General features: G+C 66.1%; 14 protein-coding genes. 5 read left to right on the top strand and 9 right to left on the bottom strand.

The annotated features are described in order from the left end of the window. The first annotated feature begins 318 nt into the window (after positions 1-318). Both DIE22_RS26125 and proP read left to right on the top strand, forming a co-directional pair. Complete coding sequence (locus DIE22_RS26125; protein WP_124497131.1) at positions 319-1386, top strand: porin; 1068 nt, start codon at positions 319-321, stop codon at positions 1384-1386. 512 nt (positions 1387-1898) lie between these two features. Continuing rightward, positions 1899-3368 carry a glycine betaine/L-proline transporter ProP gene (gene proP / locus DIE22_RS26120; protein ID WP_124496973.1) on the top strand — a complete coding sequence of 490 codons (1470 nt, stop codon included), beginning with the start codon at positions 1899-1901 and terminating at the stop codon, positions 3366-3368. A 75-nt stretch (positions 3369-3443) separates the two neighbouring features. Here the strand turns inward: proP and DIE22_RS26115 are convergent, their stop codons facing one another. From DIE22_RS26115 to DIE22_RS26090, 6 genes are all read right to left on the bottom strand, one after another. Continuing rightward, positions 3444-4268 (bottom strand): alpha/beta fold hydrolase, encoded by an 825-nt coding sequence (locus DIE22_RS26115; protein WP_124496974.1) that lies wholly within the window; start codon positions 4266-4268, stop codon positions 3444-3446. Positions 4269-4497: 229 nt separating this feature from the next. Next, positions 4498-6069, bottom strand: a complete 1572-nt coding sequence (locus tag DIE22_RS26110) for a methyl-accepting chemotaxis protein (protein WP_124606422.1) — start codon at positions 6067-6069, stop codon at positions 4498-4500. Positions 6070-6242: 173 nt separating this feature from the next. Continuing rightward, on the bottom strand, positions 6243-7334 hold the full coding sequence (locus tag DIE22_RS26105; RefSeq protein ID WP_124606421.1) for a lactonase family protein: 1092 nt from the start codon (positions 7332-7334) through the stop codon (positions 6243-6245). Between the two features lie 87 nt (positions 7335-7421). Beyond that, positions 7422-8774: a TRAP transporter large permease gene (locus DIE22_RS26100; RefSeq protein WP_124606420.1), complete on the bottom strand. Its 1353-nt coding sequence runs from the start codon at positions 8772-8774 to the stop codon at positions 7422-7424. 4 nt (positions 8775-8778) lie between these two features. Further along, positions 8779-9357, bottom strand: coding sequence for a TRAP transporter small permease (locus DIE22_RS26095; RefSeq protein WP_124606419.1), 579 nt, complete (start codon positions 9355-9357; stop codon positions 8779-8781). Beyond that, positions 9354-10340, bottom strand: coding sequence for a TRAP transporter substrate-binding protein (locus DIE22_RS26090; protein WP_124496979.1), 987 nt, complete (start codon positions 10338-10340; stop codon positions 9354-9356). The genes DIE22_RS26095 and DIE22_RS26090 overlap by 4 nt, the downstream gene beginning before the upstream one ends. 579 nt (positions 10341-10919) lie before the next feature. Here DIE22_RS26090 and DIE22_RS26085 point away from each other — a divergent pair. Further along, positions 10920-13079, top strand: coding sequence for a glycoside hydrolase family 28 protein (locus DIE22_RS26085; protein WP_124606418.1), 2160 nt, complete (start codon positions 10920-10922; stop codon positions 13077-13079). Positions 13080-13254: 175 nt separating this feature from the next. Next, positions 13255-13449 (top strand): hypothetical protein, encoded by a 195-nt coding sequence (locus DIE22_RS26080; protein WP_124606417.1) that lies wholly within the window; start codon positions 13255-13257, stop codon positions 13447-13449. Between the two features lie 34 nt (positions 13450-13483). Here DIE22_RS26080 and DIE22_RS26075 read toward each other — a convergent pair whose 3' ends face one another. The 3 genes from DIE22_RS26075 to DIE22_RS26065 form a co-directional block, all read right to left on the bottom strand. Further along, positions 13484-14743 carry a type II toxin-antitoxin system HipA family toxin gene (locus DIE22_RS26075; RefSeq protein ID WP_124606416.1) on the bottom strand — a complete coding sequence of 420 codons (1260 nt, stop codon included), beginning with the start codon at positions 14741-14743 and terminating at the stop codon, positions 13484-13486. Further along, entirely contained in the window at positions 14736-15050 is a 315-nt protein-coding gene (locus DIE22_RS26070) for a helix-turn-helix domain-containing protein (RefSeq protein WP_409364619.1), read from the bottom strand. The genes DIE22_RS26075 and DIE22_RS26070 overlap by 8 nt, the downstream gene beginning before the upstream one ends. A gap of 683 nt (positions 15051-15733) precedes the next feature. Then, positions 15734-16414: a GntR family transcriptional regulator gene (locus tag DIE22_RS26065; RefSeq protein ID WP_124496984.1), complete on the bottom strand. Its 681-nt coding sequence runs from the start codon at positions 16412-16414 to the stop codon at positions 15734-15736. A 717-nt stretch (positions 16415-17131) separates the two neighbouring features. On the opposite strand from DIE22_RS26065, the gene DIE22_RS26060 reads away from it, so the two are divergent. Then, on the top strand, positions 17132-18439 hold the full coding sequence (locus tag DIE22_RS26060; RefSeq protein WP_185640691.1) for an MFS transporter: 1308 nt from the start codon (positions 17132-17134) through the stop codon (positions 18437-18439). Positions 18440-18509 lie beyond the last annotated feature (70 nt).

Raw genomic sequence — 18509 nt, 5'->3', positions numbered from 1 at the left:
CTGCGCTCGCTCGCCAAGGGCGAGGCGATCACGCAGGACACGTCCACGCTCGAGAACCCGGCGATCCTCGACCAGCTTGGCCAGTCGCTCTGAATGACGCGGCCGGCATCGACGGCCCCACCCGACATCCTCGACGCACCGCGTTCGGGCGCCCATCCCCGCCCTGAATGCGTCGCACGCGGCCGACACCCCGCCGCGCGCGTGCGTCCCGCCGCGCCCCACCCTGCGTGCGCGGCCCGCGCGACGGACACCGCCATGCGGGCGTCCGTCGCATCCCCTGTTCGATGCATGGACGTACAACAACACTGGAGACACCCAATGAAAAGCAGAATCGTGATCGGTTGCGCCGCGCTGGCAGGCGCGATGGCCAGTTCGAGCGGCTTCGCGCAAAGCAGCGTGACGCTGTACGGCAACCTCGACGCCGCGTTGCTTTACACGAGCAAGACGCGCGACGCCGCCACCGGCGCGAACGCAGGCCGTCAGTTCGCGATGACCGACACCGGCATGACGCCGACGACGTTCGGGATGACCGGCACGGAGGACCTCGGCGGCGGCCTCAAGGCGAAATTCCAGCTCGAAAGCGGCTTTGCCGTCACCAACGGCGCGTTCGCCCATTCGAATGGCAACTTCTTCGGCCGCCAGGCGTGGGTCGGGCTCGACGGCGGCTTCGGCACGGTCAAGGCCGGCGTGCAGTACTCGCCGTTCCTGCTCGCGATCTTCGATTCGGATCCGCGCAGCTTCTCGCACTTCGGCAGCGGGCTGATCAACTACGTCGACAACGTGCTCGTGACGGGCCTGTTCAACCCGAACGCCGTGTCGTATACCAGCCCCACGATCGCCGGCCTCACCGGCAGCGCGATGTTCGCGTTCGGCGGCAAGGCCGGCGACTTCCAGGCCGGACGCCAGTATTCGGCGAGCCTCAAGTACGAGCATGATGGCTTCATGATCGATGCCGCGTTCTACGACGGCAACGACGGCACCAACCCGACGCCGACGCCCAGCACCGTCGCGTTCGTCGGACGCACGATCGGCGCCGCGTACCGGTTCGGCCCGGTCACCGCGAAGGCGTCGTTCGCGAGCTACAAGGTCGGCGGATCGTTCAGCAACAACGTGTACGGCGGCGGCCTCGACTACCAGGCGACGCCGGCCGTCGACCTGAACGGCGGCGTCTGGTTCACCAGTGACCGCAACGACACGGCGAATCACTCGCTGCTCGCGGCCGTCGGCACGACCTACAGCCTGTCGAAGGCGACCGCGCTGTACGCACAGGTCGCGATGGTCAACAACCACGGCGCGATGAATACGGGGCTCGGGATCACCAACGCGCTTTACGCGGTCACCGGTACGACCGTCGGCGCGAACGTCGGGATCCGCCACATGTTCTGATGCGCGGGGCGGCGGTTTCGGCATCGCATCGCCGCCGCCATGCATTCGCACTCCGAACCATCTCGCGCCGGATTCGGCACGCGACGGCGCGTCCGGATTCGGTGCGACCTCCCTCGCGTGCGCAACCGTGCGCAACCGTGCGCGACGCTTTGTCCGCGTCATGCCCGCACGATCCGCGACGTGCCGCGGCCCTGCGCGTCGCGCGCCCGGTATAGACTGCTATCGGCGCAGTCCGGACCGCCAGGCGCTGGCCGAGCGCCGGCCTGACGCGTTGCCCGTCTGCGCCATCCGTGTCGTTTACGACCGGTTTCCGGGCGCATGACCGATAGTCCGCTCTCCCCGTTTCTCTACACTGCTTCACACCAACACACCTGCCGGGTGTCGTGTGCCGCGCGCCGCGCCACCGACGTCACGGCGTCCCCGAGACAACCGCCTTCGTCCCCGACGGTCCCGCGCCCGCCCCGCCGCGCACCCGTTCGGCCGGTCGCGAAGGCTCCTTCCAGGAGCGTTCATTGAGTTCATCGCAAGCGCACCCCGCGAAAGCCCGGTCTTCGCGCAAGGCCCTCAAGCCGGACGACATCACGATCGTCGACCCTGCCGTCCTGAAGCGTGCCGTCGGGGCCATGGCGTTCGGCAATGCGATGGAATGGTTCGACTTCGGCGTCTACAGCTACATCGCCGTCACGCTCGGCAAGGTGTTCTTCCCGTCGAGCAACCCGTCCGCACAGCTGCTCGCGACCTTCGGCACGTTCGCGGCCGCGTTCCTCGTGCGTCCGCTCGGCGGCATGGTGTTCGGCCCGCTCGGCGACCGCATCGGCCGCCAGCGCGTGCTCGCCGCCACCATGATCATGATGGCCGTCGGCACCTTCGCGATCGGCCTGATCCCCAGCTACGCGTCCATCGGCATCATGGCGCCCGTGCTGCTGCTCATCGCCCGCCTCGTGCAGGGCTTCTCGACCGGCGGCGAATACGGCGGCGCCGCGACCTTCATCGCCGAGTTCTCGACCGACAGGCGCCGCGGCTTCATGGGCAGCTTCCTCGAGTTCGGCACCCTGATCGGCTACACGCTCGGCGCGGCCACCGTCGCGATACTGACGGCGACGCTGTCGCAGGAAGCGCTGCTGTCGTGGGGCTGGCGCGTGCCGTTCTTCATCGCCGGCCCGCTCGGCCTCGTGGGCCTGTACGTGCGGCTCAAGCTCGAGGAAACGCCCGCGTTCAAGAAGGAAGCCGAGGCGCGCGAAGCGGACGAACGGTCCCGCCCGAAGCAGTCGTTCGGCACGCTGCTCGTCGAACAATGGAAGCCGCTGCTCCAGTGCGTCGGCCTCGTGCTGATCTTCAACGTGACCGACTACATGGCGCTGTCGTACCTGCCGAACTACCTGTCGGCGACGCTGCACTTCAACGAAACGCACGGCCTCTTCATGGTGCTGCTCGTGATGGTGCTGATGATGCCGATGACGCTCTACGCGGGGCATCTGTCGGACCGGCTCGGCCGCAAGCCGGTGATGATGTTCGGCTGCGTCGGCCTGCTCGTGCTGTCGGTGCCCGCGCTGCTGCTGATCCGCAACGGCGGGATGCTGTCGGTGTTCGGCGGGATGATGATCTACGGCACGCTGCTGTCGACCTTCACCGGCGTGATGCCGTCGGCGCTGCCGGCGCTGTTCCCGACGCGGATCCGCTACGGCGCGCTCGCGATTGGCTTCAACGTGTCGGTATCGCTGTTCGGCGGCACGACGCCGCTCGTCACCGCGTGGCTCGTCGATCGCACCGGCGACCTGATGATGCCGGCCTACTACCTGATGGGCGCGTCGTTCATCGGCATCGTGTCGGTGCTCGCGCTGCGCGAAACGGCACGGCGGCCGCTGCCCGGCTCCGCGCCGTGCGTCGCGAGCCGGGCGGAGGCGCAGGACCTGATTCGCCGCGGCGCCGACGAGGGCCGCGTGCGCGACCGCAAGTTCACGCCGGTCGGCGAACGCGCATAACGCCGTATCGCAAGCCGTTGCGTGGCAACGCGACACCGCGCGGCGCCCGCCGCCGGCCGGCGTCACGCGCGGCGGTCAGCCCGCCGCGAGCTGCTGTTCGTCGAACCAGTCGAGCAGCATCCGCGTGACGAACGCGGGGTTCTCCAGGTTCGAGATATGGCCGGCGTCGGGCACCAGCGCATGGCGGCAGCCGATCACGTTCGCCATCTTCACCGTCTCCGACGGCGGGCGTGCCATGTCGCCTGAACCGCACATCAGCAGCGTGCGTTCGGCGTCCAGTCCGGCGAGCGCGGCGAGCGTATCCGGCCGCCCGAAGATCAGCCGGCCGAGCGGGACGATCGATTCCCGCAGCCGGTCGGCCGGCAGGCTCGCGAGCGCGGTGCGAAAGGCGCTCGGCACCGGGTCCGCGAGATTCACGCCCGGCCGGAAGAACAGCGGCACGATCGCATCGAGCAGCGGCGGCGCGATGCAGCCGGCGGCGGCGATCGCGTCGAGCATCCCGAAGTAGCGCCCACGTGTCGCGTCGGGTTCGGCCTCGAGCGACGCATCCATCAGCACGAGCGAGCGCACGCGCCGCGGTTCGCGCAGCGCGAGCCGCGCGCCCCACATCCCGCCGACGCTGAGCCCGACGACCGCGCACTGCTCGATCTCCAGCGCATCGAGCAACGCGCTCGCGTGCGCGGCGAGATCGTCGAGCGTGTGCGAGCCCTCGGGCAGCGGGCCCGACGCGCCATGCCCCCACAGGTCCGGCACGATCACGCGATAGCGGCTCGACAACGCGTCGATCTGCGGCGCCCACATCGCCGCGTCCCACAGATAGCTGTGCCCGAGCAGCACCGGAAAGCCGGTGCCGTGATCCTGGTAATGCAGGGTATTGCCGTGAACGATTCGAGTGGGCATCGGGCCTCCGGGTATGACGACGATCGGCAGTTGCCCGCAAGCGGGCGCTGGGTCAGCGGCGCGTTGCAGGAAACGCGGCGCCGCGCATCATCGCACAGGTCGGTGACGATGCGGACGACGGATCGCCGCCCGGTTCGCGTGGCAGCACATCCGTTCGCGTCGCGGCCGCATGGATACTTCCCGATTTCATCGACGTGCCCGGTCACGTGGCGATCTGCACAAGGCCGACTCAGGCCGGGATTCGGCCCGCGCGCTCAATCCGGAAGACCGACATCGCGGACTGCATCGAGCTGGCCTGCTGCTCGAGCGCGGTCGCGGCGGCACTGGCCTGTTCGACGAGCGCCGCGTTCTGCTGCGTCATCCGGTCCATCTGCGTGACCGCCTGGCCGACCTGGTCGATGCCCGCGCTCTGCTCGACGGTGGCCGTCGTGATCTCGGTCATGATCGTCGCCACGCGCCGCACCGACGACACGATCTCGTCCATCGCCTGTCCCGCCTGCGTCACGAGCGCATTGCCGTCGCGCACGTCGTCGATCGACGCGCCGATCAGCTGCCGGATCTCGCGCGCGGCGCCCGCGCTGCGCTGGGCCAGCGTGCGCACCTCGCCCGCGACGACCGCGAAGCCGCGCCCGTGCTCGCCCGCCCGCGCCGATTCGACCGCTGCGTTGAGCGCGAGGATGTTGGTCTGGAACGCGATGCCGTCGATCATCCCGGTGATCTCCGCGATCTTCTGCGAGCTCGTGTTGATCACGCCCATCATGTCGACGGCCCGGCCGACCAGTTCGCCGCCGTGCTGCGCGAGGTCCGCCGCGCTCGCGGCGAGCGTGCTCGCCTGCTGCGCGTTGTCCGCGTTCTGGCGTACCGTCGACGTCAGCTGCTCCATGCTCGCGGCCGTTTCCTCGAGCGACGCGGACTGCTGCTCGGTGCGGCTCGACAGGTCGAGGTTGCCCGCGGCGATTTCGCGCGCGGCCGTGTGGATCGCGTCGCTGCTGTCGCGCATGCCGGTGACGGTCGCGGCGAGCCCTGCCTGCATCCGCTTCATCGCCGCGAACAACTGGCCGATCTCGTTGCGGCCGCCGTCGGGCACCTTCACGGTCAGGTCGTTCGATGCAATGCGGTCGAGCAGCGCGGCCGCGTTCGCGAGCGGCCGCGACACGATCGCGCGCAGCGCGAAGTGCGTCGCGGCGATCAGCGCCAGTGCCAGCGCGACACCGATGCCGACCATCGCGATGATGCGCGTGTACGCGGCGTTGTCGTCGTCGATCGTGTCTTCCGCCAGCTGATTGGCCGTGCGCTGGAATTTCTCGACGTTCGCCGAATACACCTGGCCGGCGAGCGTGATTTCCTTGTCGTTGATCTCGGCATACGCGGCGGTATCGCCGTTGCGCAGTGCGTCGGTCGCGCGTGCGAGGACGCTCGCGAGATGCGTCGACGATTCGACCAGCGCCTGCTTCAGGTCCGCACCGAGGCTGCCGATCGGCGCGGCATCCTTGAACGCCAGCGTTTCCTTCGCGGACAGGTCGAATGTGCGCTGCGCGCTTTGCAGCGCCGAGTCGCGCTGCGCCGGGTCGTTGCGCTCCTTCAGCGCCGAATACGCGCGCACGAGCGCCGAGCGGGTGCGGGTGCTGTCCTTGTACGCATCGTTGACGAGCAACGTCTGCGTTGCGATGGCGTGCAGGCGTTTTGCGTTCGTGTTCGCGCTGCCGAGCGCAACGACCCCGACGATGCCGCCGACGATGATCATCGCTGCAAACGCGGCCAGCACCGCGAGCAGACTGTTCTTTACCTTCAGATCGCGCATGGTGAATCGACTCTCGAAGTTGTCCTTTGTCGGTTAACGACAGCGGCTTGTCCAACTTGAGTCGATCGAGCGCAATTTCGACGCACGACCCTGCATCGCATGCGGGTGCAAGCCGCGCAACGAGCGGCACGCCGCGGCACGCGAGCGATGCCGCCCGTTCCGGCGCAAGCGAATCAGTTCGTCCCGTCGTACGTGACGATCTCGACCCAGTTCGCGCCCTTGCCGACAGGATACTTGCCGATCGCGTCGAGGTGGCCGCTGTGCCGGTCGATCCGGTACACCGCGAGCGTCGGCGACCGTTGCCCGGCCGCGAGCAGGTACGTGCCCGACGGATCGATCGCGAAGCCGCGCGGCTGCTGCTCGGTCGCGAACGTGCCGATCCGCGCGAGCTTGCCCGACGCCGCGTCGACACGGTACGCCGCCAGCGTGCTCGACGTGCGCTCCGACGCGTAGAGGAACGTTCCGTCCGGCGTCAGGTGCAGGTCCGCGCCCCACGGCTTGTCGCCATGAAAATCCGGCGGCAGGATCGACACGGTCTGGATCGGCCTCGCATCGGCACCGCCATGCGACATCGCAAGCACGTGCAGCTTGCCGTCGAGCTCGTCGATCAGGTACGCGAACCGCCCGTTCGACGAAAACACGAAATGACGCGGCCCCGACTTCTCCGGCAGGCGGTACGCGGGCTCGGCCGCGTCGGTCAGCTTGCCGGTCGACGCATCGAACGGCAAGCGCAGCCAGGCATCCGCGCCGAGCACCGACGCGAACGCGTAACGGCCGTCCGGCGACTGGCGGATCGCATGCGCCATCGGGCCGGTCCTGACCGTCTGCTGCACGTCGCCGGCCACGCCGTTCTCGCCGATCCGGTTGACCGCGAGCAGGTTGCCGCCGTACGACGCGGAGAACAGGTAGCGGCCCGACGCATCGGTCGACACATACGCCATGCTGTCCGCGAGCGGCGCGCGGCCCAGCTCGATCAGCCGCCCGTCGAGCGGATTGATCGCGAAGCTGACGACGCGATACGGCGTCGAGCGCAGCGCCGCGTACAGCCGGTGATGATCGGGCGACAACGCCATCGGCATCACGGTGCCGTCGACCGGCACGGTTTCGATCGCGCGCAGCGCGCCGGTCGACGTGTCGACGCCGAACACCGAGATGTCGCGGCTGTCGCCGTTCGAAACGTACGCATACGTCGCGGCGTGCGCGAGCGATGCGGCCAGCGCGAATGCGGCGGCCGCGACGGCGCGCCATGCAGTCTTCTTGTTCATGTGGATATGTGCGTGAGGCAACCGTTGACGTGATTGCAGCGCCGGACAACCTCGGTCATCCGGCGCCGCGACGGGCAAGACCGGCGGTCAGAACACCGCGTGGCCGCTGATCAGGCTCGGCAGCCAGGTCGAGAAGAACGGCATGTACGTGACGATGTTGATCGCACTGAAGATCGCAAGGTAATACGGCCACGCCATCTTCGTCGTCTCGCCGATCGACACGTTGCCGATCGCGCAGCCGACGAACTGCACCGAGCCGATCGGCGGATGCACGAGGCCGAGCGAGCAGTTCAAGAGCAGCATGATCCCGAACTGCACCGGCCCGACGCCGCACGCCATCGCGATCGGCAGGAACAGCGGCGTCGTGATCAGGATGTGCGCGGCCATGTCGACGAACGTGCCGAGGAACACCTGGATGATGTTGATGTACAGCAGCATCAGCCACGGCGCGGCGGTCGACTGCTTCAGCAGCCCTTCGATCGCATCCGGAATCTCCAGGTACGACATCTGGAAGCGCAGCATGTTGGACACGGCGATCAGCAGCAGCACGACGCCCGTCGTGCGCGCCGCATGCGACAGCGCGCGGCGCAGCTTCTCGACGGTCAGCGTGCGGTACACGATCGCGGTCAGCACGAGCGAATACACGACGGCGATCGCGGCCGCCTCGGTCGCGGTCGCGATCCCCTTCGCGACGCACACGAGGATGATCGCGATCACCATCAGGCCCGGCACCGCGCCGACGAAGCTGCGCAGCACCGCATACCAGCCCGGGAACGACGGCAGCGCGGACGAACCGTCTTCGCGGCGCGGATAGCCGTGACGCACGGCCTGCCAGTACGCGGCGGCGAGCACGAAGCCCATCACCCACAGCACCGGCAGGAGGCCGGAGAACAGCAGGTCGCCGATCGACACGCCGCTCACCTGCTGGCCGTGCAGCATCCCCGTGATCCCCTGCGCGGCGAACGCGTAGATGATCATGTTGGTCGACGTCGGCATCAGCGCGCCGGCGAGCGATGCGTGGGTCGTCACGTTGACCGCGTAAGCCGCGCTGTAGCCTTCGCGCTTCATCAGCGGAATCACGACGCCGCCCATCGCCGACGTATCGGCGGTCGGCGAACCCGACACGCCGCCGAACAGCGTGCACGCGACGACGTTGGCCATCCCGAGGCCGCCGCGGAAGTGGCCGACGGTCGCCTGCGCGAAGCGCAGGATCCGGTCCGCGATGCCGCCGTGCAGCATCAGCTCGCCGGAGAAGATGAAGAACGGCACCGCGAGGAACGAGAACGCGTTCATCCCCGAGATCATCGACTGCATCGCGGTCGCGATCGGCAGCCCTTCGACCATGTAGGTCAGCACGCACGAAATGCCGAGCGCGAACGACACGGGCACGCCAAGCACGAGGAAAATCAGAAAACTGACGGACAGGATCGCGAGTTCCATGGCGTTATTGTCCCGACGAAGAACGACGAAGCGCGAGCAGGTGCTCGAGCGAGAAGAGGATGATGGCGATCGCCGCGGGAATCGTGATCAGGTAGCGCACGCCTTCGGGCAGCCCGATGATCGGAATGCGGTCGCCCATCGTCTCGGCGGCCATGCTGCCGCAGCCGGCCATGATCGCGATCGCGAACGCGATCAGGCTCAGGTGCTGGATCGCGATCACCACGGTGCGCGCGCCCGGCGACAGGCGCCGCACGAGCGAGTCGAGGCCGATGTGGCCGCCGTCGCGCACCTTCATCGCCGCGCCGAACATCGCGATCACGATCACCAGCAGCAGCGCGATCGGCTCGACGAAGTCGGGCGCGTTCTCGAACACGTAGCGCATCACGACCGCGTAGAACACCAGCACCGTGAGCGCCGCGAGACACAGCGACGCGATCACGGCCAGCGCGCGGAACAGCAGGTCGTTCGCGCAGCGCAGAAGCGGCACCGCCGCGCGCGGCCGGCACGGCGCCGCGCCGTCCGCGGCGGCCGCGTCCGGCGAGCCCACGGCCGCGGCGCCATTCAGGGAAGTCCGACGGGTCACTTGGTTGCCTCGATCTCGTCGACGATCTGCTTCATCTGCGGCGTCTTTTCATACTTCGCCCACAGCGGCTGCATCGCCTTCACGAATGCCGCGCGGTCGATCTGCGCGGCCGGCAGGATCTTCGCGCCGCCCTTCGTCACCGTCTGCTGCGCCGATGCCTCGCGCGCGGTCCACAGCTTCTGGTAGTACGGCACCGAATCGGCCGCGGCCTTCCTGATCGCGGCCTGTTCCTGCGGCGACAGCGTGTCCCAGATCTTCTTCGAGAACACCAGCACCTCCGGCGTCATCGCGTGCTGCGTCTCCGAGTAGTCGGGCGCCACCTCGAAGTGCTTGGTTTCCTCGTACGACGGCAGGTTGTTTTCCGCCGCGTCGACGAGGCCCGTCTTCAGGCCCGTGTAGACCTCGGCGAACGGCATCGGCGTCGGCGTGCCGCCCATCGCCCTGATCTCGTCGACCATCAGGTCCGACGGTTGCACGCGCACCTTCAGCCCCTTCATGTCGGCCGGCGTGCGCACCGGGCGCTTCGCGTAGATCGAGCGCGCGCCGCTCTCGTAGAACGTCAGCGCGATCATCCCCTTCGCCGCGAACGCGTCGAGGATCTTCTGGCCGGCCGGGCCGTACATCGCCTTGCGGAAATGGTCGACGTCGCGGAACAGGAACGGGAACGACGGGATCAGCGACTCCGGCACGATCTCGTTGAACGACGCGCCGTTCACGCGCGCCATGTCGATCGCGCCGATCCGCACCTGGTCGACCGTGTCCTTTTCGGAACCGAGCGCGCTGTTGCCGAACACCTTGATCGAGTCCTTGCCGCCCGTCAGCTTCGACAACGTGTCGCCCATGTACTTGACCGCCATGTTGGTCGGGAAGCTGTCGCCATGCACGTCCGCCGAGCGGAACACACGGGCCTGCGCGGACACCGCGAAGCCGGCCATCAGCGCGACGGCCAGTGCGGTACGGGAGCGGGTGAATCGGTGCTTCATCGTCAGTCTCCTTGCTGGTTGCTCGTTGTTTGGCGGCGATCCCGGCGGCATCCGCAACCGTCGTGGTACGGCTTCCGCTGAATCGCAGTCATACGTTGTATGACGTGTCGGAGCGAATGTACGTCGGTTAATCGTTTAACTCACTTGGTGCATACCCCTATAAGCGCCTCTGTAGCGGCTTTGCGGCGAGACAAGGGGAAAAGCCTTCTCCGCCTGGCGGGTGATCAGCGAAACGTTTTCCGGAAACGGCTCTGCATTTGAATCGGCACGGTGCTGTGTCGTTTTCCCGACGCCGCGCACCGTCTTTCGCTTCCATTTCCTTCGTTATAGGATGACTGACCACAATGCAGCCACGGCCCCGCGACGCCACGAGCCCGCGCCGGCCGGACCGCCTGCGCGGCGCCCTCCACGACGACCTGCGCCGGAGGCCCGTCGCCGGAAGCCCGTCGCCGCCGTTTCATCGCTTGCCGGCTGGACCGGCACGCGGCGCCTGCGCGCCGTGCGGCCGTGCCCCGCCCGACTGACCCGATACCCACCCGGCGGCGTCCGCGGACGCCGCCTTACCAGGAGACATCCGTCATGACATCCCGACTTTCCGGGTCGACCGCCCGCCCGCGCGTGCTCGGCCTGTTCGCGGCGCTCGTCGCGACCGCGACCGCGGCCGCGCTGAGCGCGTGCGGCGGCGACGATTCGAGCGCTGCCAGCAGCACGGCCGCGACCACGCCGCCCGCCGCCGCCGTGTTCCAGGTCGGCACGACCACCGTCGACCCGGCATTGCCGGCCGAGCCGGCGCTGCCCGCCGATACGCAGGTGTGCAGCACGCTGGAAGCCGCCAATACGCTCGTGAGCCGCCCCGACGGCTCGCTGCCGCCGGAGGCCGATCCGTCGATCGCGGGCGTCGGCAAGGCGGTGCCGACCGCGACGGCGAACCCCGACCAGGCGCGCATCCAGGCCGCGCTCGACGCGTGCGGCGCGGCCGTCGACGCCGAGGTCGGCGCGACGATCGCGGCAGCCGACGCATTGGCCACCGCCGCGCAGAAGACGGCGGCCGTGCCGAACGTGAACATCGCCGGCGCGTCCGGCGAGGAGCTGGCCAGGCCGACGTACCGCGCGAGCAAGTTCGCGGTGCGGCTCGTCGTCAACCAGACGGGGCCCGGCAACGGCTTCATCAGCGGGCCGCTGACGCTGCCGTCGGGTGTGACGCTTTGGCTCGACAAGGGCGTCACGCTGTACGCGTCGCGCGACGCGAAGGCGTATGCGCCGAACGTCGCCGGGCCGTATTGCGGCAACACGGCAGTCAGCGCGACGAAGGCCGGCAGCTCGTCGAACTGCCTCGCGCTGATCACCGGCACGAACCTCGTGAATTCGGCGGTGGTCGGCGACGGCCGGATCGACGGGCGCGGCTACGCCGAACTCGTGACGTCCGACGCGAAATACCCGCTGATGAAGGTCGACCTGACCTGCTCGAATACCTACGCGGCGTACAAGAGCGGCACCATCGCGCCGGACGGCACCGCGTGCGATGACGGCGGCACCGTCGTCGATTCGAAGTCGACCGTGCGCAACATGACGTGGTGGGATCTCGCGTATCTCGGCAACATGGTGCAGAACGGCACGACCGGCTTCGGCTCGCAGTCGAACTTCCGGCTGATGGTGTTCAACTACGCGAAGAACCTGACGCTGTACCGCATCACGCTGAACAACAGCCCGAATTTCCACGTGGTGCCGAGCGGCATCGACGGGCTGACGATCTGGAACGTGAAGGTGCAGACGCCGACGCTCGCCGCGTTCGCGAACCCGGCCGGCAACGGCAACCCGCTGTACAACGGGCAGACGTTCAACGCGGACAACGTGAAGAACACCGACGCGTTCGACCCGGGCTCCGCGTCGAAGCCGACCTCGACGACGCTGTCGACCGGCAGCGCGACCGCCTCCACCGGTGCGATCTCGTTCGACGGCTACCTGAAGAACTTCGTGTTCGCGTACAACTACGTGAGCACCGGCGACGACGACATTGCGCTCAAGGGCAGCAACAACCCGTCGCCCGCCGGCTCGGGGCTGTTCGGCATCGACGGCAACCGCGACGTGCGCTCGGATCGCAAATGGGGCGTCGTGATCGCGCACAACCACATCTACTGGGGGCACGGGATCTCGGTTGGCAGCGAGACCAACGGCGGCGTGACGAACGTTCAGGTGTACGACAATTCGTTCCGGGATTCGGAGGAAGGCTTGCGGATCAAGTCCGACTACGCGCGCGGCGGCGAAGTGAGCAACATCCACTATTCGAACATCTGCATCCAGGATGCGAAGAACGCGCTGCTGTTCACGCCGTACTACAGCACCAAGGCCGTGCCGGCGAGCGGGCCGCTGTATCCGAACTTCCACGACATCTCGCTCGCCAACGTCGTGATCATGGGCACGGCCGGCGTGAAGCTGCAGGGGTTCGAAGCGAATACCGGCGGCTACGGCGAGCCGGCGTTCCCGCTCGTGATGTCGTTGACCGACGTGGTGGCCGACACGCCCGACGGGATCTCGACGATCGCGTCGGATGCGAACCTCACGCTGCACAACGTGAATCTCCCGGTGTTCGCGTCGACCGCGAACCGCGTCGTCGTAAACGGCGCGGCCACGCGCAACGCGCGGCCGGCCGACGTGCTCGACTGCAGCAAGGCATTCGTCGACTTCCCCGGTATCGACCAGTCGAACCCGTTCGGCTCGACGTGGGCGCCGTCGTTGTAATGACGACGCGATGACGTCGATGCCCCGCCGTCATGCCGGGCATCGCGTCGTCGCTGCCGGCGCGCCTGTCGTCTGCACTTCCCGCACGCGGGCCGGACATGGCGCGCGTGTCGTCGCAGCGGGCACGCGCGATGCGTGCCTGCCTCGACATCGGCAACGCGCAAGGAGGTGTGCGATGCAGACGACCAGAAGGTCGGCGGGGCAGCGTCAGGACACGCCGTTGAACCCGGGCGACGAAGGACCTCCCGATGCGCCGGGCGTCGGCGAGGATCCGTGCGGCGTGTGCCGCGGCACCGGCATGGTCGAAGGACAGCCGTGCGTGGTGTGCGGCGGGACCGGCAAGGTGCTGCAGGGAATCGGTGGCGGGTAGTCCGGGTGAATTCCGGAATCGGGGCCGTGCGGCTTTACCGTAGCAGAGCGATGTTCTCATCGATTCGGCTTTGAATCGTGTGCAACGTCTGCTCGGTGATCACGTGTGGATACAGCTTCCTCGCCAGGGCCGCAAACTGGCTGGCCACGTTGCAAAAGCGGTCGATGATGCCGCCGGCCGCCGCCGCTTGAATTTCAGCTTCCTCCGCGAGGCGGAGCATCCCCTCTCTGCGGATCCGCAGGGCCTCCCCCATGACGTCCATCTGGTGGTACCCACCCGGCCCCTCGCAAAATGTGACGTCGTAGGCCGGTGCCAGCTTCCACTCGCCGGATCGCAACATGATGCAGGCGAAGTTCTTGGGATGATCGTCCCGATTGTTGAACGCGACATTGAAGACGGCTCGCTCAAACGCCAGCCCCTTCTGCCGTACATCATTGGTGCATAGGTGGATCGCGCGCAGGAAGTTCACATAGTCCAGGGAACCCGGGTTTCTGTAATCGGCACCGGTAAATGCGGCAAGACTTTGCATGGGCACGCGCAGGCCGTCCTGTCGGTCAAACCGTTTCGACGCGAATGCCGCCATCCGATCGGGTAAATCGAAATACAACGTGTCCGGGGTCTCGATACCGCACATGCGCAAGCATTCGGCATAGACCATCTCGATCGCACACACCTCGGGGTGTTCCTGTTGCGCCGGGAATTTGACGAGCCAGGCTTCAAAGTCCGGCTCTGCGACCGTGGTCAAGGTTCCGGAGCGCGGATCACGATAGACCAGTGCTTTTGGTCGGGCACCTTGCGGAGGGCCGCCTATCCGCAGTAACTGCTGCAGGAAGGCTCCGCCTTCACCATTGATGACGTCCTGCACCTCCACCGCAAGCTGATCGAGGGGAATGTGAATCTGCGCCTCCCGAGCCTCGGGCGCCACGGGCTCGAACGACATGGCCCCCATCGCATTGTTGCCAATGTAAGCCAGTCGCTCCAGCGGCCCGACGCGCGCCACGTTCAAGCCTCGGCGTTTGAACAGACGATCCATCAGCAACATGCCCCAGCCGTCGGGCAGCGCGTCGTAGACCGGCCCGGGCAGTCCCAACTGGTGGGACGGGAAGTCTCTCCGTAGCCTGGGCCCGTTCAACGGGAGCGCATGGGAAGAAAGCTCCAGCCCTCTCTTCCTCGCCTCGTCGCTATACTCGAACACAACCAGCGGGCGCCCCGTGATGGCTGTCGTGGAAACCATCGATCCCCACCGCCAATGTTCCCTCCAGCCATCGTAGTAGACGTCTACTCGCTCAATCATTTCTGGTTGCCTTCCTCGAACGCTGACGTTTAGCTGTTTCTTCGTACCGGAGAATGTCGTCGAGACTGTCCAGCTTCGGCAAGAACAGCCCTTCGAGTTCCTTGCTGCGGCCAAGAACCATGGCCACACGGACCACACTCTCGAGACTCACATTGCGTCCCGCTTCCAGGTTGGACACCGTATTGGCTGCGACGCCGGCGCGTGCTGCCACATCAGCCTGTGTCATCCGCAATGCCAGCCGCTCCGTGCGAAGTCGCCCGCAAAGCAGTGTGACGACTTCACCAGGCTTACTGAAGCTCAACTCCAACATAATGGGTCTTCCTGCCTGATAGGCCTCATAACTCACAACATTATAGAATTATCTGTCGCCCGCCTCAAAGTTGAATAATTCCATATTATTGTGGTTTAACCTTGAAAGTACGGAACAATTCCACAGCAAGACGGAATTAACCGCCTGAACCGGATCGATCCCCAAAATTAACGCCTGTGCGGCCATCGAATGCTTGCTCCGTCATTCCCGCTTCGTCAGGACGATCCGGTGGGCCTGCGTATCGCCCGGGAGAGACCACTGATGAACTGGCGTCAGCGCTTTCAGCGTTCGGCGGCATGCACTGGACCCGTTACGTGAACATCCTGAACGGCTACATTCAGCCGCGCGCCCAGCGTTCAGCAAGTTCCACGAGTGCTTCTTCGCCCGTCGCCTGCGAACGGTCGCTGCGTCGGGAGGTTTGTTCGAAGGCGTCACAGTCAAACGATTGTCATGGCGGGGTCAGCAGCGCCGGATTCGGATGGCGATACATGGCCGGACATCGACCTGTCATTCATTCGGCCCGATCAAACAGGAATCCTGAAAATCACGCGGCACGCACAGGCCGGTTCGACGAATCAGGCAGGACAATCGACCAGAGGACCCGACGGACAAGATCCATCCGCCGGAAGCGTGCCGCGCGAAACGCTGGAGTATCCGCCAGATCGCGTGCGTAAACGCCCTCAACGACCCAGACGCCGATCCCGCAGAAACGCATTCAACTCGCCGCCCGCATGCTCGATATGACGCTTGAGCAGCGATGCCGCCGCGCGCGCATCGCCCTTGCGGCACAGCGTGACCAGCTCGGCGTGTTCGGATTCGGCCACGTCGCGCGCGGCCTCGGACAATGACAGTTGCACGCGCGTGTAGCGGTCGGTCTGCTGCAGCAGCGACGCGACGATCGCCGCCGTCTTCGGCTGGTCGGCGCGCGACAGCAGCAGATGATGCAGTTCGGTGTTCAGTTCGCCCCAGCGTCCGGACTGGCTCGCATGCAGCACCGCGCTGTATTCATCAAGGATCGCATCGAGCCGCGCGAAATCCTCGGAGGTCAGTTTCGGAACCGACTTTTTCAGCAGCACGGGTTCCAGCAGCGCGCGCAACTCGAACAGTTCGGTGATGTCCTCCGGCGACAACTCCGAGACGATCGCCCCCTTGTGGGGCAGGATCTTCACCAGCCCTTCACTCTCGAGCTGCACGAGCGCCTCGCGCAGCGGGATGCGGCTGATGCCGAGCTCGGTCGCCAGCGCATCCTGGCGAAGCTGGTAGCCGTCGACATACTCCCCTGTCAGGATACGGCGGCGCAATTCGTTCGCTGCGGCTTCGGCGCGCGTGGCGTAGACAAGAGCAGGGCGTTTCTCGTTCATGTTGCGGTTCGGACTGGGGAAGGCGGAAAGGCAAGCGCCGACGCGGCGATGGATATTGCATATTTTCTACAATATTAGCAGAGCGCCTTGGCGGCCGAGCGCCGACGGCAGCATATCGTCAGGCCACTGCGCCCTTCGTTCAGCCAACAAAAAGTTCTCCGCGGATGTCGCTTGTCGACGCGTTGCCGCCGGTCGCGTAGTAGGGCATTCGAGGGCCGCCAACCGATTGGTCCGGTCGTCCGCGCGAGCGTATCGGCATGTCGGCGATAGCAAAATGTCCTTTGCATACGTTCGCCGATCGGCGCCACGAGGGTCGAACCTCGCCGAGAATGCGCGAAATCGTGCGTTCGCCAACGATTCGGAAACGCGACTGGACTGCAACAATCACGTTGGCCGACCGGCCTTGCCGCTTGACACCTGTCCGGGCGACAGCAAGGCCCCGACACAAAGGCCCCCATCAAGGCCCGCGGGCATCAAACGGGGGATCGCCCTGTACGAAGGCGAAACCGAAAAACTTTTTTGTTCTCAACCTTTCGCTCCCGTCTTTTTCCCCGTTCCCGGTTCTTGCACTATTCGCCACGTAAACACCGAGCACGGTGCTGAATCGCCCAGTGAATGTGCCCCGGCCGTTCCAGCGAAGCGCCGTCATGAATGAACGGCAGCACGCAATCGTCCCATGCCCGCTGGCATGAACGGAAAAATGAAAGGAGACACCCCATGTCCTCACACCCCGCCATGCCGGTGGACGCCGAACGAGCGACCGCCGATGCAACCTTCCGGCGGGCAGCGTGGCACTTCATGCCGTTGCTGTTCGTCTGCTACGTGGTCGCATACCTTGACCGCGTGAACGTCGGATTTGCCAAACTGCAGATGCTCAACGATCTGCACTTCAGCGACGCAATCTACGGACTCGGCGCCGGCCTCTTCTTCGTTGGCTACTTTTTCTTCGAGATTCCGAGCAATCTGCTGCTGCATCGCGTAGGCGCCCGGCGCTGGATCGCGCGCATCATGGTGACATGGGCACTCCTCTCGCTCATGACGGCCTGGGTGACGACGCCTGTGATGTTCTACGTCGTGCGCTTCCTCCTCGGTGTCGCGGAAGCTGGGTTCTACCCCGGCATGATTCTTTACCTGACTTACTGGTTTCCGTCACACCGCCGCGGGAAGATGATGGCCGTGCTCACGGCCGGCAATCCCGTGTCGGGCATGATTGGCGGACCGCTCTCCGGATACATCATGCACACGTTCGCCGGAACCGCCGGCTATGCAGGATGGCAATGGCTTTTCATCATCGAGGCCGCGCCGGCGATCATGCTCGGGGTCGTCGTCTATTTCTTTCTCGACGACCGTGTGCAGGACGCGAAGTGGCTAACCGGGCAGGAAAAATCGCATATCGCGCGCGAGATTGGTGAGGACGCTGCAAAACGCTCGCATGGATCGCTCAAGGATGCCTTCACGTCCAGGTGGGTCTGGTTACTGTGCGTCATCCTGTTCGGCATCATCATGGGATCGTATGCGCTCGGATTCTGGCAGCCGACGATCATCAAAAGCGCGGGTGTCAACGATCCGTTGACGGTCGGTCTGCTCACGGTGATTCCCTACACCTGCGCGCTTGTTTCCATGATTCTGGTTGGCCGCCACGCGGATCAAACGCGGGAACGCAGGTGGCATGTGAGCGCGCCAGCTCTCGTTGCAGCCCTTGGATTCCTTCTGTGCGCGCTCAGCGGCAATCAGCTGATTCCTTCAATGATCGGCTTGTCCCTGGCGGCAGCAGGCATCATCTCCGCGTTACCCATGTTCTGGGCGCTTCCGACCTCGTTCCTCGGCGGAACTGGCGCCGCAGCCGGCATCGCATTGATCAACTCGACGGGCAACCTCGCAGGCTTCGTCAGTCCGTCGGTGATGGGATGGCTCAAGACCGAGACGCATTCGCTGACGTCAGGCCTTTACCTGGTCGCAGGCAGTCTCGCGCTTTCCGCGATTCTGATTCTGGTTTTTCTTCCCGCTCGCGTCGTCAATCGTTGAGATTCCCGGCCCGTCGAGCGCGCCGCAAGCGCCGACCAAGCCGACACGGCCCGTGCGATCGGGCGCACTG

Source organism: Burkholderia sp. Bp9142 (assembly GCF_003853415.1).
In the GTDB taxonomy this organism is placed as follows: Bacteria; Pseudomonadota; Gammaproteobacteria; order Burkholderiales; family Burkholderiaceae; genus Burkholderia.
The sequence above is the reverse complement of the archived record's forward strand: the minus strand, read 5'-3'. Positions and strand labels throughout refer to the sequence as shown.

Bases quoted from the DNA above. Each gene is read 5' to 3' on its own strand.
- DIE22_RS26085 (WP_124606418.1), top strand. From the start codon at position 10,920: ATGACATCCCGACTTTCCGGGTCGACCGCCCGCCCGCGCGTGCTCGGC.
- DIE22_RS26080 (WP_124606417.1), top strand. From the start codon at position 13,255: ATGCAGACGACCAGAAGGTCGGCGGGGCAGCGTCAGGACACGCCGTTG.
- DIE22_RS26075 (WP_124606416.1), bottom strand. From the start codon at position 14,743: ATGATTGAGCGAGTAGACGTCTACTACGATGGCTGGAGGGAACATTGG.
- DIE22_RS26125 (WP_124497131.1), top strand. From the start codon at position 319: ATGAAAAGCAGAATCGTGATCGGTTGCGCCGCGCTGGCAGGCGCGATG.
- DIE22_RS26115 (WP_124496974.1), bottom strand. From the start codon at position 4,268: ATGCCCACTCGAATCGTTCACGGCAATACCCTGCATTACCAGGATCAC.
- DIE22_RS26090 (WP_124496979.1), bottom strand. From the start codon at position 10,340: ATGAAGCACCGATTCACCCGCTCCCGTACCGCACTGGCCGTCGCGCTG.
- DIE22_RS26100 (WP_124606420.1), bottom strand. From the start codon at position 8,774: ATGGAACTCGCGATCCTGTCCGTCAGTTTTCTGATTTTCCTCGTGCTT.
- DIE22_RS26065 (WP_124496984.1), bottom strand. From the start codon at position 16,414: ATGAACGAGAAACGCCCTGCTCTTGTCTACGCCACGCGCGCCGAAGCC.
- DIE22_RS26060 (WP_185640691.1), top strand. From the start codon at position 17,132: ATGTCCTCACACCCCGCCATGCCGGTGGACGCCGAACGAGCGACCGCC.
- DIE22_RS26105 (WP_124606421.1), bottom strand. From the start codon at position 7,334: ATGAACAAGAAGACTGCATGGCGCGCCGTCGCGGCCGCCGCATTCGCG.
- DIE22_RS26110 (WP_124606422.1), bottom strand. From the start codon at position 6,069: ATGCGCGATCTGAAGGTAAAGAACAGTCTGCTCGCGGTGCTGGCCGCG.